Annotated in this window: 15 protein-coding genes; 5 read left to right on the forward strand and 10 right to left on the reverse strand. The window is 35.1% G+C overall.

Features of this window, described 5'->3' with window-relative positions; genetic code table 11:
- Window positions 1-1,165, reverse strand: a 1,165-nt coding sequence (locus tag A3G9_RS0103510; RefSeq protein WP_018025232.1) for an MFS transporter, incomplete at its 3' end; no start/stop codon positions are given.
- Window positions 1,166-1,450: 285 nt separating this feature from the next.
- Here A3G9_RS0103510 and A3G9_RS0103515 point away from each other — a divergent pair.
- Together A3G9_RS0103515 and A3G9_RS0103520 are read left to right on the forward strand one after the other, a co-directional pair.
- The gene (locus A3G9_RS0103515; protein ID WP_002817981.1) at window positions 1,451-2,614 is read left to right on the forward strand and encodes an MFS transporter; all 1,164 of its coding nucleotides are present in this window, start codon (window positions 1,451-1,453) and stop codon (window positions 2,612-2,614) included.
- A 114-nt stretch (window positions 2,615-2,728) separates the two neighbouring features.
- Window positions 2,729-3,511: an acetoin reductase gene (locus A3G9_RS0103520; protein WP_002817982.1), complete on the forward strand. Its 783-nt coding sequence runs from the start codon at window positions 2,729-2,731 to the stop codon at window positions 3,509-3,511.
- A 229-nt stretch (window positions 3,512-3,740) separates the two neighbouring features.
- On the opposite strand, the gene A3G9_RS0103525 is transcribed toward A3G9_RS0103520, so the two are convergent.
- On the reverse strand, window positions 3,741-4,499 hold the full coding sequence (locus tag A3G9_RS0103525) for an SDR family oxidoreductase (protein WP_002817983.1): 759 nt from the start codon (window positions 4,497-4,499) through the stop codon (window positions 3,741-3,743).
- Between the two features lie 287 nt (window positions 4,500-4,786).
- Here A3G9_RS0103525 and A3G9_RS0103530 point away from each other — a divergent pair, with 287 nt between their 5' ends.
- Window positions 4,787-5,158: a MerR family transcriptional regulator gene (locus A3G9_RS0103530; RefSeq protein ID WP_002817984.1), complete on the forward strand. Its 372-nt coding sequence runs from the start codon at window positions 4,787-4,789 to the stop codon at window positions 5,156-5,158.
- A gap of 268 nt (window positions 5,159-5,426) precedes the next feature.
- Here A3G9_RS0103530 and A3G9_RS0103535 read toward each other — a convergent pair whose 3' ends face one another.
- The 4 genes from A3G9_RS0103535 to A3G9_RS1000000110190 all read right to left on the reverse strand — a co-directional run bounded on the left by A3G9_RS0103535 (window position 5,427) and on the right by A3G9_RS1000000110190 (window position 8,021).
- Window positions 5,427-5,960, reverse strand: a complete 534-nt coding sequence (locus tag A3G9_RS0103535) for an LbetaH domain-containing protein (protein ID WP_002821237.1) — start codon at window positions 5,958-5,960, stop codon at window positions 5,427-5,429.
- Between the two features lie 21 nt (window positions 5,961-5,981).
- Window positions 5,982-6,884: a quinone oxidoreductase family protein gene (locus A3G9_RS0103540; protein ID WP_002817986.1), complete on the reverse strand. Its 903-nt coding sequence runs from the start codon at window positions 6,882-6,884 to the stop codon at window positions 5,982-5,984.
- A gap of 101 nt (window positions 6,885-6,985) precedes the next feature.
- Window positions 6,986-7,438, reverse strand: coding sequence for a MarR family transcriptional regulator (locus A3G9_RS0103545; protein WP_002817987.1), 453 nt, complete (start codon window positions 7,436-7,438; stop codon window positions 6,986-6,988).
- 436 nt (window positions 7,439-7,874) lie between these two features.
- On the reverse strand, window positions 7,875-8,021 hold the full coding sequence (locus A3G9_RS1000000110190) for a putative metal homeostasis protein (RefSeq protein WP_002817988.1): 147 nt from the start codon (window positions 8,019-8,021) through the stop codon (window positions 7,875-7,877).
- 471 nt (window positions 8,022-8,492) lie between these two features.
- On the opposite strand from A3G9_RS1000000110190, the gene A3G9_RS0103555 reads away from it, so the two are divergent.
- The gene (locus A3G9_RS0103555) at window positions 8,493-8,774 is read left to right on the forward strand and encodes a hypothetical protein (RefSeq protein ID WP_226489951.1); all 282 of its coding nucleotides are present in this window, start codon (window positions 8,493-8,495) and stop codon (window positions 8,772-8,774) included.
- A 1,129-nt stretch (window positions 8,775-9,903) separates the two neighbouring features.
- A complete protein-coding gene (locus tag A3G9_RS1000000110210; RefSeq protein ID WP_011677351.1) occupies window positions 9,904-10,140 on the forward strand; it encodes a hypothetical protein in 237 nt (78 codons plus the stop codon).
- Window positions 10,141-10,693: 553 nt separating this feature from the next.
- Here the strand turns inward: A3G9_RS1000000110210 and A3G9_RS1000000110215 are convergent.
- The 4 genes from A3G9_RS1000000110215 to A3G9_RS0103580 form a co-directional block, all read right to left on the reverse strand.
- Window positions 10,694-10,843 carry a hypothetical protein gene (locus A3G9_RS1000000110215; protein ID WP_002817993.1) on the reverse strand — a complete coding sequence of 50 codons (150 nt, stop codon included), beginning with the start codon at window positions 10,841-10,843 and terminating at the stop codon, window positions 10,694-10,696.
- A complete protein-coding gene (locus A3G9_RS1000000109735; RefSeq protein WP_018025234.1) occupies window positions 10,840-11,169 on the reverse strand; it encodes a hypothetical protein in 330 nt (109 codons plus the stop codon). The genes A3G9_RS1000000110215 and A3G9_RS1000000109735 overlap by 4 nt, the downstream gene beginning before the upstream one ends.
- Window positions 11,162-11,521, reverse strand: coding sequence for a histidine phosphatase family protein (locus A3G9_RS01000000109475; protein ID WP_180366448.1), 360 nt, complete (start codon window positions 11,519-11,521; stop codon window positions 11,162-11,164). The genes A3G9_RS1000000109735 and A3G9_RS01000000109475 overlap by 8 nt, the downstream gene beginning before the upstream one ends.
- Before the next feature lie 378 nt (window positions 11,522-11,899).
- A complete protein-coding gene (locus A3G9_RS0103580; RefSeq protein WP_002817997.1) occupies window positions 11,900-12,100 on the reverse strand; it encodes a DUF3923 family protein in 201 nt (66 codons plus the stop codon).
- Window positions 12,101-12,248 lie beyond the last annotated feature (148 nt).

Below are 12,248 nucleotides of genomic sequence, written 5' to 3' on the forward strand. Positions count from 1 at the left end.
TTGACAGTTTTCCGATTCGTTCGAGAATTAGTGTCAAAACCAGAGCAATTAGAACGTAAAGCGACCCAATAGGTGCGATTTTATTTAAACTGAAGTATTCAGTTACAATTCCACCGGTAGCCGATCCTAAAGCAATCCCGAAATTAGCAAAAATGGAATTAAGCGATGAGGCTAATATCAAAGATTGCGGGTAATCGGCTTCAGCAACCGTTAGAAAAAAGATTTGGATTGGTGAATTTAGCAGATACATACTAACTCCTAAAAGCATAACAACAATCATTCCAATAAAGGGAACGACTGCTAGAAAAGGAAACAGTACTAGTAACAGGAATTGACCTATGTATATTTCCGGCATTTTTTTCAGACCGGAACTACTTGAAATTTTTCCGCTTAGTTGATTACTAATTAATGCCATGAGGCCATACAAAAATAATGTTAATGTTAAAAAATTTTCTTTAACAAGTAAGATATGAGAAAGAATCGGTTGCAGGTAAGTATAGAAAACATAAATTCCCGCTAAATTGAACATTGGTAAAAACATGCCAATCTGAATTCTCCTGTCACCAAAAATTCGTAGTTGTTCTTTGAAGTTTTTGCTGGCCTGTTGATGAATATTTTTAGGAAGAAGCAGAATCGAAAAGAATAGAATAATAATGCTGACTAAGATAATTGCATAAAAAGAATATCGCCAACCATAATTTTTACTGATCCAGGTTCCAAAAGGGACTCCGAAAACCGAAGCGATGCTAAAACCGGAAAAGACCCACGAAACTAGCCAACCTCTCTTTTTAATTGGTGCAATAAAGTTGGCAAAAGCCAAAGCAACAGCGATACAGGCCCCGGAACTGGTTGCCGTTATAAGTCGAGAGACGGCCAGAATTATGTAGCTATTGGCAACGGCTGTCAGCAAGTTTCCGACGATAAAAATCGATAACAAAATCAAAAGAGCCTTATAAAGACTTTTTTTACCAATTGCCAGTGTGATTAAAGGCGTGCTAATGGCGTAGACTAAAGCGAAGCCTGTGACCAGATAACCCACCTGACTAATTCCAATTTGAAATTGCTTGGCCAAATTGTCCAGAATACCGACAATAATGTATTCGCTGCAGCCAAGAACAAAAGCAATGGCAATTAAAACCATACTTTGCAATTTAAAAAGTCTCATCCCGCTCTTATCTTAACGCAGCTTTATCATGGCACTCTCAAAAAATACTTAAAATATGTTTTAGGTTACTTTAGAAGTAACGTAAAACAGAAAAGGGGATATTTTAATCCTATAGACAATGATTTGAAATTAACGATAGAAGTTTGATAATTATTCTATATCGAGGAATGCCAAAGGCTTCAGTCGCAATTCTATAATGATAAAAATCAAAAGCAAAATTAACTTGTTAAAACTATTAAATAAATTAATTTCGAAATATCGAATAGAGGAGAATATTCAAAATTTATGAAAAAAATTAGAATTCAATGTGCATTATTAACAGCTCTTTCTTTTCTGATGGGATTAAGCCAATTTATCATAGTAGGAATTCTAAATAACTTATCTAACAGTTTCCATACATCAATCGATCACGTTGGTGTTTTAGTTACTTTATTTGCTATTGTATATGCTATTATGACACCAATAATTAATTTATCTGTTGGTCATGCTCCTTTATATAAGGTTCTAATTATTCTCTTTTCAATTTTTGCCATTGGAAATATGTTAACAGCCGTGGCCAATAATTTTAATATCTTGTTGCTAAGTAGGTTACTCACTGCTCTAGCTTCTGGGCCTTCGATGTCTATAGCGATTACCCTAGCCGCCGCTATTACACCGCCTCAAAAAAGATCTTGGATAGTCTCGTGGGTCTTTTCCGGTTTTAGTATCGCTTCAGTTTTTGGTGTTCCGATTGGAACTTGGATTAGCGATAATTTGAATTGGCGTTTCTTATTTTGGATTATATTTATTTTATCAATCATTTTGATAGCAATACTATATCGTTTATTACCACATAATTTAAGGCAAAAAAAAGGACATGGTTTTCTCAGGCAGTTAGCAATCTTTAAAAATACGCACATTATTTTAGGAATTTTAATTCCTATTTTTAATTTTTCGGCTGTTTATATTGTATATACATATTTAAAACCCTTACTCATTAATAAATTAGGTTTTTCGACAAATAACGTAATTACTATTTTATTTCTTTATGGTTTATGCGGATTAATTAGTAATCAGATTAGCGGTCACATAAACAATAGAAAATGGACAAAAACGTTAGTTAGTTTTTTATCTGTCCAAGCAGGTAGCCTATTTATACTATTCCTAACTAGTAATTTTAAATGGCTTTCTCTGATTGCAATATTATTTATGGCTCTTACTATGTCAGTGCAAAATTCTCCCGTTGAATTGTATTACATGGAAATTGCAGAACAAAAATATCCACAATCACTTGTTTTAGCTTCATCTTTTGATTCTATTTTTTCTAATGTTGGTGTGGCTATCGGTTCTGCAGCTGGTGGATACACAGTTAATACTCTTGGCTTGGGATATCTTGGTCTAATAGGCGGAATTTTTAGTGTTTTGGCTATCAGCGTTCTTCTAATTCTAAATAAGGTTTATTTTCAATGATTTATCTGTAGTTTCTAATAATGATACAGAATTTTGAAGCTCCTCATAAGTAATTTATAATTTAAGTGTGGTTCTAGATTGCAAGCGCTATTATAATCGAAGGAGGACAAAGATATGAGTACTATTAACAAAGTAGCAATAGTTACCGGCTCAGCCGGTGGATTAGGGAAAGCGATTGCCTTACGTTTGGCTCACAATGGTTTTAGCGTAATGATCCATGATATTAATAAAGACGCTTTGACAAAAACTCTCCAAGAATTCAAGGATAAAGGATATGATAGTGACGCTTTTGTTGGCGATGTTTCAAAGAAATCAGATCAAGAAAAACTAGTTCAAACAACTGTTGAAAAGTTTGGAAGGCTGGATGTTTTTGTTAATAATGCAGGAATTGAGGCAGTTACTCCATTCATTGACATAGAGGAAGACGAACTAAAAAAATGCTTTGATATTAATGTTTTTGGAACTGTCTTTGGAACTCAAGCAGCCGCAAAGCAATTCATTAAACAACATAGCAAAGGAAAAATAATCAATGCTTGTAGTATTGCTGGCCAGGAATCTTATACAATGCTTGGAACATATTCAGCGACCAAACATGCTGTACGCGCCTTCACGCAAGTGGCGGCTAAAGAACTGGCTAAGCATCAAATAACTGTCAATGCTTATTGTCCTGGTGTTGCCAAAACAAAAATGTGGGATCGAATTGATGAAGAAATGGTTAAGTCGGATCCTTCATTAAAACCGGGTGATGCCTTTAAAAAATACAGTTCAGAAATTGCTCTGGGACGTTATGAAAAGCCAGATGATGTTGCCAATTTGGTTGACTTTTTGGCATCAAGCAAATCTGATTATATTACCGGTCAAGCAATCCTAGTCGATGGTGGACTCGTTTATCGTTAATTGATAAATTTAAATTATATATTTTATGTATTCATTTTTATAGTTTGCCTATATATAATAATTGAAATATTGTGAGTGAACTTCTCTCCAAATTAAAAACCATCTCTTAATTTAGATGGTTTTTACTTTTTAAATGTTTCTGCTTGGGCAGTTCTGTTAGCACAGGATTTTTTTTATCTCACTTTAAGCAAGTTTTATCAAAACTGATTAACAATTAAAACTCAGGTAGTTAACGAGTTGTGTAGCCACCATTAGCAAAAATGGTTTGACCATTAATCCACCAACCATCAGTCGTCAAAAACTTAATGATTGGAGCAATGTCTTCAATCTTCGTCAATTGGTTGCCCATAGCCTGTGACTTGTGAAAGGCAGTTGATTCTTTGGTTTCCTGACCATAGAAGAATGAAGTATCCATTGGGCCTGGAGCAATTGCATTAACGGAGATTTGTTGTTTCATTAATTCTTTAGAAGCTGCTCTGGTGTAATGCTCAACGGGAGCCTTGTTACCAGCATAAGTTGAATAAAAGCCGGTATAGGCAGCTAATAATGACGTAGCAATGGTAATAATATGTCCATTAGGATTCATATGCTTGGCGGCCTGTTTGATAAAGAAATAAGCTACTTTATTATTAATTGTATCCATAGCATCAAACTCTGCTTCACTGGTTTCGACAATAGGTTTCTTCAAGACCTTTCCTACCGTATTAATGGCGATATCGACTTTACCAAATTCTTTTTCTGCAAAATCAAAAAGTTTGGCAACTTCTTCTTCATTAGATAAATCACTTTGATAAAGAGCTACTTTAGCACCTTGATCTTCCAGTTCATCCTTCAATTTATTGGCTGTATCTGAATCCTTTGCTTGATGATAGTGCAATACCAAGTTCACTGATTCTAGGGCAAATGTTTTGGCTGTTAAGGCACCAAGATTTTTAATGCCTCCAGCAATAACAATCACTTTATTTTTTAAATCATGGTATTTAGTCATTTGCTTTTGTCTCCTTTCAAAAGATGAATATAGCCTATAACTTCGAGCTGACTGTAATGCAAGCGTAAATTGTTTCCTTTTTATTTGACTTCGAGTTAACTGTAAGCTATATGCTAAAGTAATCCTGAAAGAAAATAGTTTATAACGTCTCAACATTCAAGGGACTATGTTATCTTGAAGGGCATCACACTACTTATAAAAAAGTAATCATCGTATAACTTAAATAAGACAAGTTCGTATATTCAGACAATAATGATCATTTAACCATTAGAAAGTAGGCTAAAGAGATGAAAACAATGCAAACCCCTACAAACTTTACTATTGGCCAAGTAGCACAAATAAAAACTATTAGTACCTATACATTAAGATACTATGATGACCAGGGACTTTTACCCAAAGTTTTTCGTGATAAAAACGGTAATCGTATATTTACTAATGAAGAACTAAAGTGGCTAGACATGATTAAATGTTTAAAAAATACAGGCATGTCTTTAGAAAAAATTAAAACATTTGTTGATGATACCTATCAGGGATCAAGAACCTTGCAGGCGAGAATTCTACTATTAAATACACAAGCCAAAAAAATCAAAGACAATATTGAAGAACAGCAAACCTATCTCAATAAAATTAATCAAAAAATCAAGACCCTAAAAAATTAGAATCCAACCAATTCGTGAAAAACCTGAAACCTTCAAATTTGTCCAAAGCATCCAATCTCATAGGCTGGATGTTTGAATCTCTCCTTTTATATAGATGATTTGTGTTGGTATTTTATTATAGTAGCGTATTATTTTGAACTCAAAAAAATCTTCTCAATAAATCTGAAAAGATTTTTTACTTGTAATTAGCATAATTATCCGCATTGAGTATGAGTTGAACCAATGCCAGAAACACTTTATTTATGAATTAACGATTTTCTTATGCTCGTTAATTGTCTAGGTGATGGTTGTAACGCTCAATAACCTCTTGTGAGGCCTGGATAAGTTGATCACGTTGAGGCATTGGATTGTGAAAAACCAAATCAAAATGAGGATCTCGAGCCTTAATTTTATTAACGCCATACGCTATACTATCGGATGGCACGTCCTTAGTAATAATCGCACCAGCACCAATGACACTATTAGCACCAATAATGATTGGTCCAAGAATTTTGGCCCCATCTGCAACGATTACATTTGGCCCTAAGACTGGGCTCCCTAAATTTTTCCACTGATTGGTTAGCCGGTTAAATTTTTGATTAGAACCAATTGTCACGTTTTGGGAAATAACCACTCCGCTGCAGATTTTTGCGGCAATAATGATACTGCCGCGTCCATGATGGGCGAATTGAACACTTGGGTCAATTTCAATACAATTAACTTCGCAGCTGTATTGATGTTCTAGTTCAATTGCAGCACGGTCTTTGGCTTCTTGGTCAGTGGAAAAGCAATTTTGTTGTATTAGTTCATTAAATGTTGTCATATGATTAAATCCTTTCGATAATTAATTTAAGTTCACCAGGACACGACCACGGCTGTGATGATCCTTGGCATAATGCTGAGCTTTTTTAGTTTCAGCAAAGGAAAATATTCGGCCAATAGGTAACCAAAGCTTGTGGCTGGCGACAGTTTTTATTAAATGGCAATAAATCTGATGGTTAAAGTCCTCATGAACAAAGGTGAACGGAACGTTCAAATTGCTGGTTTGTAGAGCAATTGATGCAATGCTGGCCCTTGGTACTGCAGCTATTAGTTGTTGTAATAGTGGTTCGGACCCTGCAATATCAATAATTAGTGTACGCCCATGGAATAATTGAAGGTGCTCTATTGAGTAAACAGGATAACCTGGTAGTGATTGGTTAAAGTACGCTTGACTATCAGGGCTGACTATTGGTGTTAACCCAGGATATGTCGAGCCTAGTAATTGACAAAGGATAAGACCAATGACTGAATTTGCGCCTGTAATGACCAGATGATCGCTAGGGTTTTGTTTAATAAATTCAGTTAATGCCAAGGCTACACCGGGTCCGGCTGTCAATGTGGCGGCTTCTGCATTGCTAACATTTATGGGCAAGGGGAATAGCCAGTCCGAATTCGTATTGAGAATAAATTCTTGGTAAGACCCTTTTGGGTGCATGACTAGCACCCGTTGGTGAAGTAGTTTTTGATCCCGATTATGACCAACTTCTATCACAGTTCCAACACCACCAATGCCAATAACGCGTGGCAATTGAAGGGCTTGTTCTGCAGTAGCGTTCGGATCAGTTTCTTTGTGCCAATCACTAGGAACTACGGGCAAAGTTTCCATGGCAATTAAAACACCATTGTCAGTTAATGCCGGTCGTGGTTCGTTGCGGATAATTAAGCCGTCAATGCCTGTGAAATTAGTTTGAACAATCGATTGCATATGTATTTCCTTTAAATAATGTTGTAATGGAAACAATCATAGCATATATTGTTTCTTTGTCAACAAAAACAGTAATAAAATAACCATCAACTAAATGACAGTTATTTTTTTATGGTTATTTTTTGATCTAAAAATGCATTGTACTGGTGTAAGAATGCTAGGGTAGTAGCTACTGCGTCTGGGCTGTCTCTAAAAATGGGTTCATCGCGTTGCATAAAATAGTTAGTAAACTTTTTGTGTATCTCAAAAACCTCTTGACCCTGAGCGGTTAACTTGAAATAAACTTCTTTTTGATTATCGGGTTTTTGATAACGAACAATCAAGCCTCGACTGATCAATCGTTTAGTAATTTTACTGACAGCCCCTCGCGTAACGTAGAGTGCACTGGCAATTGCAGTCACATTTGTTTCTGAGTGTTCACCGATAAATTCGATAGTATGGACTTCGGCGGGCTTGTAACCTTTCAATGCAATCTTTAACTGATCACGGCTTAAAAAAGATAATTTATCTATTAATTGACTGAGCTCAGCCATAAATTGAACTTGGACGTCCATTGCGATTCTCCCATCAAATAGATTAATCGTAGCAAAATATTGTTTCCCTTTCAACAATATTTTATATTTCATTAAATAAGATTTATAGCGAGATCCAAGGCCTATCTGAAAGCAGCAGGTTTTTTATAAGTTACTACTTCAAACCTGAACTATTAAGAAATATTATTTTATCCCACAAAACTTGAACAATAGAAAATGCTATTAGACAGATATTTGATCAAAAAACTCTCCGCTACTTCCACTACCAAAATAAAACATATACAATTTCCTTACTAAAAAAGTACCCCTAAATATAAATACATCTTGAGAATGATCAAAAGTCTGTAAAAAAGATGAAACCATATTTAAAAGTCTCCTAATCAGAAAATAAAAAGTTCTATGATAGGTCTTTACTTCTTTACATTTATGATACGTAAATTTGTTAAAGATGGATATATCATTGGTTTTCGCTTTCTCTTCTATTCCAAAACCTTATTCTGCAGATTTTTTTGTATTCTTGAATTATTTTTTTAGCCCTGTTTCTTGTTTTTATGCTTGGACTTTTAAGTCTTCTGTAGGCACTTGATAGATCATTTTTTTCCATTTCCATCTCCTTTATTACTTTAAAAGTAATTATTACTATTTAATTATTAAAACATTGTTCTTCGGAAATTTCAATAATCCTGTTTCTTCAATACGGATTAATTAGCTAAGTTGTAGGAGAAGCGATTTTAAACGGTATCTGGTTAGAGGTAATGACAGATAAAAAAATCCATAAAGACCTTGAAAAAAATGAAGGCTAAGGATTTGTCACGAAAGTAATAAATTATAAGATCGTTAAGGTATATCTATCAGACTTATCTGGCAGATCTATAAACATTCTTTACAAACCTTTAACAATAGACTTATAATTATCTAAATTTTCCTTTGGAAGGAGAATAGATTAGATAAAGCCAAGGAGTTATGTTTGTTATCGGTTAAGAATGAAAAACTATCAGTGTTTAATACAGTTTGGTCATTAGTACTAGCCGTTTTAAATATTTTTATTTATAGTCAAGACAAAAAGGGCATATTTATGGTCCTATTTTTAGTTTTTGTTTTTGTTTTTTTGTTTAAGCAAGCCTATTATTTTATCAGATTAGCATACATAGTTATCCGCTATGCGCCCAATAAAGCACCTGATCCTCCGGATGACTATAAAGAGACTCTGCAACTTGATTTGGGATGGTTCAGTCCTGTTTCGATTATTTTATTGTTGATTGCTTATTTGATCAGTTTCAATTGGTGTGCTTTATTGATTTTATTGGTAACAATTGCTTTGAATATCTATATTTTCTACTCTTCTATTAAAGAATGAAGTTTTTAATTTCTAATATCTAAAGATTACTCATGGTTTTTAAAACCAGGTCTTGGTTATGTAATACCAGTTTTCTTTATAGTCAGTTTGTTAGGTACTTTAGTTTTGACACTATCAGGCTACTCTAAAGTCTTTCATTGGTATTATCAAGTAATTGCCTTTATTGCTTTTTTATATGCATGGTTTATTTTCTTTAAGGGTGATGAAAAGAGTTCTTAAGTCTAAACAATAGCGATAATGAAGATGAATAGGAGATTAACTTATGTTGAGAGTAAACAACAACTGCTCACAAACCTACACCCTAAGATACAAGGCAAAATCGAAAGACTCCCAAGGGCAAGTATGTATCTTATTATTACAGCTATAAGATAATCGGTAGCGGAGAAGTTGAATACGAAATCCACTATAATTTTTACAGGAACTCAAATTATACCAACCTGCAACTTAGCCTAGTTGAGGGTCCTATCTATGCAGATTTGAATTGAGGTAATTTAAAATGGCAAATAAGAGTAAAAGAACTTGGCAGTTTTTTTCTAGCCATTGTACTACCAGTCATGGATATTATTTTTACGACACTCATTGTGCTTTATGCCTTGCAAAGCCCATTTTCAAATCTAGCGAAAACTCAAATAATCATTATTATCTTGATTATTTCAATCACTTCACTTGTTTGGGGGACCTATCACGATCTAAAAAAAGCAGGCTTTATTGAAAAGAATAAATAAAAACTTAGCTTTGATAGTTAGCCGATAGGAAGCACTATTTATGACAACACTAATTATTTGTCTCATTATTCTGGCAATGGAGATCTTGCCAATTGGTTCTTGGCTGGCATCACAAGGTTTAAGGTATGTTTTGCCCATTCTATTTAGCTTGGTACTGTTAGCTACATTCGTCTTGTCCCCTGTTTGGTCTGAACCAAGTCTTTCGTTGGTATGATTATATAATTGCCTTTATTGCTTTTGTATATGGATGGGCACTGTACTTCAAACGTAGTCGGAGAACAAACGAATAATAAGAAAGTTATCTACAGTTAAGAGATTATAGGTAGGGAACTCTAATTATACAAATCTGCAACTTAGCCTAGTTGAGGGTTCTATCTATGCAGATTTGAATTGAGGTGATTAAGATGACAAATAAAAGAACTTGGCGGTTTTTGTATGACGCCATTCTATATCCAATATTAAACATTGTGGCTGCTATCATTTTAATTATGACCACTCGGATAACGCAGTTCACGGCTGCTGAGAAATCTATTATCATTACTGTAATCATCGTTGTTTTAACAATTGAGACAATCTTTATGGTTTACCGTTTTCTAAAAAAAGATGGTTTTATTGTCAATAAAGCGTCTGGGTCAAATTGACCGTTATTTTAAATTATTGATATCGTTTTGGATAATATGAAAAGCCTGATTTGGGTATTTTCCCGATTATTTCAGAGGACAGATATTTTTTCAATGTTGATTGAGGACCATTTTTGAAAAAAATAAATCATATTCTGATGGAGATTGAATATATATGCTAATAATTCCTACAAAAATAAGCCTGTTGATTATATTTACATAGCTAATTAGAAAAAACTAAACAAAATATTGAGTATGAAAAGTCAATTAATATTGAAAATTTTATTCATTGACGTTATGTTTCATCACAAGTTAGGATGAATCTTTTCCAAAAGCAAAAATCTTTGTTGAATTTGATAATGTGCTATCTACCTTTTTCCATACAATAAAAAAGATAAACCAGAAACTATCGAGGCAAATCATATTATTGATCAATAATGATCAGGATTAAAAGAAATCCGATCTACTTTATTAGTTCTCATAAATAAGAGAAACAATCTCTAATTGTGATTAAGAAGTCATAAAGGAGATTTTTAATAGTTGGCACAGAGCCTATTTTTATTCAAGTTATTTATCATTTACTTTTACCGATATTTCCCAGAAATATCAGCCGACTGTCGAAATACTGCTCTTGAAAGTTTGTCGCATCCTTAATCTGTGCCGCCGAAAAATGTTGGGTCGATCCAACCCATTTATCCTCAACGCCATTTGCTCGGTGAATCACTGCCTGAACGTTTCCATTCCAGGATGACAGCGGTACTTTTGGCCCAGCGCATAGGCATCCTGCTTCTCAACATTACCGCCCACAATCTGTGTCACTTTGCCACAGTTCACAGGATAGATAAGTTGGGCACGTTCCTGGTACGCTTTTCCCAACGGTTGGTCAATCGCCACGGTCATTGTCTGGCCAAGAACGCTGAATGGCCGCGACGCCATCAAACTAACCAGCTTTCTTGCTTGAATGTTCACCCGTATCACGTCCGCAAACCTTAACGCTGAGAAGAATGGTGCACCGTGTCCCGGCCAAATCATTTCCACCACGCTACTCATAGCCGTTCCATGTGTGCCGACCGCAACCACCCCATCCTGTGGCAATGATTGCATAAACGCTTGGTATCGCGCCTGAACCTGCACGATTGATTCGCCCCCCCGCCTGTGCGTATGTTAAATCAGTCCATTGCTTACGGACGTATCCAGGAAAATCTACAACCCAATCCGGCATCTGTCGTTCGAGTAAGCGATCGTCATGAATGATTTCTTTTCCAATTACCGTTGCGAGAGGCTGAACCGTTTCTGTTGCGCGCGCCGCGGGACTCGCGTAAACAGCCGTGTACGGAATATAAATCAGATTCGTCGCAATCGCATGTGACTGCCGCTGTCCTCGAGTCGTGAGTGGTCGCAATCGATCATCATGAATATGTGTGTCTGGTTCGCCGTGTCTGATGAAATCAATAATAGTCATTTATTTTTCCTCCTAAATTTAAAGGCACGCTTAAAATTGTGTCAGGAACGTAAGGCTTTGATAAAATCCACGTAGACTGCATATTATCAGTGGCCTCATTATCCCATACACATCAAGAAATATTATCCTAAAAATTAATCCCCACAAAATACTTAGACCACGACAGATTCTCGCCAACTCCACGCTACACTACTCAAACGGCCCCCTGGAAAGTATCAACTGAAAGATTTAAACAATTACCGATACTTAGTTCCTTTGTCTTATGGTTATGACAACTTCCCATTGATAATTTAGCTATCACAAGGAGGACATAGTTTTTTATTTCTTTAATAAGTGATGCCAAATTAACATTCCAATGAGAATAACCAAAAAAAGGATTACCCAGATAGAGAGTCCGATAACTTGGTAAGCAAATGTGTTTTTAACGCCAGCAGCGTCTGCTTTGCGAAACCAAATAAATAAAGCTCCGACAACAAATAAAACGGTTATGCCAAGACTAACGTTTCGCCATAGTTTCATGATTAAGAATCCCCCTATCTTAATTTCAATTGTTCAATCCTTTGTAATTCGATCTTTATTCATACGTCTTTCGGAAAAGCAGGTTACTAGCTATTTATCAATTCAGATTTTTAAATTAATTTTTCTGAAGCAAAACTGCATGCCATAA

The organism is Oenococcus oeni DSM 20252 = AWRIB129 (assembly GCF_000372485.1).
GTDB lineage: Bacteria > Bacillota > Bacilli > Lactobacillales > Lactobacillaceae > Oenococcus > Oenococcus oeni.

What these genes read in the sequence shown, in the direction of transcription:
- A3G9_RS0103515 (WP_002817981.1), top strand. Translation starts at nt 1,451, where the DNA reads ATGAAAAAAATTAGAATTCAATGTGCATTATTAACAGCTCTTTCTTTT.
- A3G9_RS0103520 (WP_002817982.1), top strand. Translation starts at nt 2,729, where the DNA reads ATGAGTACTATTAACAAAGTAGCAATAGTTACCGGCTCAGCCGGTGGA.
- A3G9_RS0103525 (WP_002817983.1), bottom strand. Translation starts at nt 4,499, where the DNA reads ATGACTAAATACCATGATTTAAAAAATAAAGTGATTGTTATTGCTGGA.
- A3G9_RS0103530 (WP_002817984.1), top strand. Translation starts at nt 4,787, where the DNA reads ATGAAAACAATGCAAACCCCTACAAACTTTACTATTGGCCAAGTAGCA.
- A3G9_RS0103535 (WP_002821237.1), bottom strand. Translation starts at nt 5,960, where the DNA reads ATGACAACATTTAATGAACTAATACAACAAAATTGCTTTTCCACTGAC.
- A3G9_RS0103540 (WP_002817986.1), bottom strand. Translation starts at nt 6,884, where the DNA reads ATGCAATCGATTGTTCAAACTAATTTCACAGGCATTGACGGCTTAATT.
- A3G9_RS0103545 (WP_002817987.1), bottom strand. Translation starts at nt 7,438, where the DNA reads ATGGACGTCCAAGTTCAATTTATGGCTGAGCTCAGTCAATTAATAGAT.
- A3G9_RS1000000110190 (WP_002817988.1), bottom strand. Translation starts at nt 8,021, where the DNA reads ATGGAAAAAAATGATCTATCAAGTGCCTACAGAAGACTTAAAAGTCCA.
- A3G9_RS0103555 (WP_226489951.1), top strand. Translation starts at nt 8,493, where the DNA reads ATGGTCCTATTTTTAGTTTTTGTTTTTGTTTTTTTGTTTAAGCAAGCC.
- A3G9_RS1000000110210 (WP_011677351.1), top strand. Translation starts at nt 9,904, where the DNA reads ATGACAAATAAAAGAACTTGGCGGTTTTTGTATGACGCCATTCTATAT.
- A3G9_RS1000000109735 (WP_018025234.1), bottom strand. Translation starts at nt 11,169, where the DNA reads ATGAGTAGCGTGGTGGAAATGATTTGGCCGGGACACGGTGCACCATTC.
- A3G9_RS0103580 (WP_002817997.1), bottom strand. Translation starts at nt 12,100, where the DNA reads ATGAAACTATGGCGAAACGTTAGTCTTGGCATAACCGTTTTATTTGTT.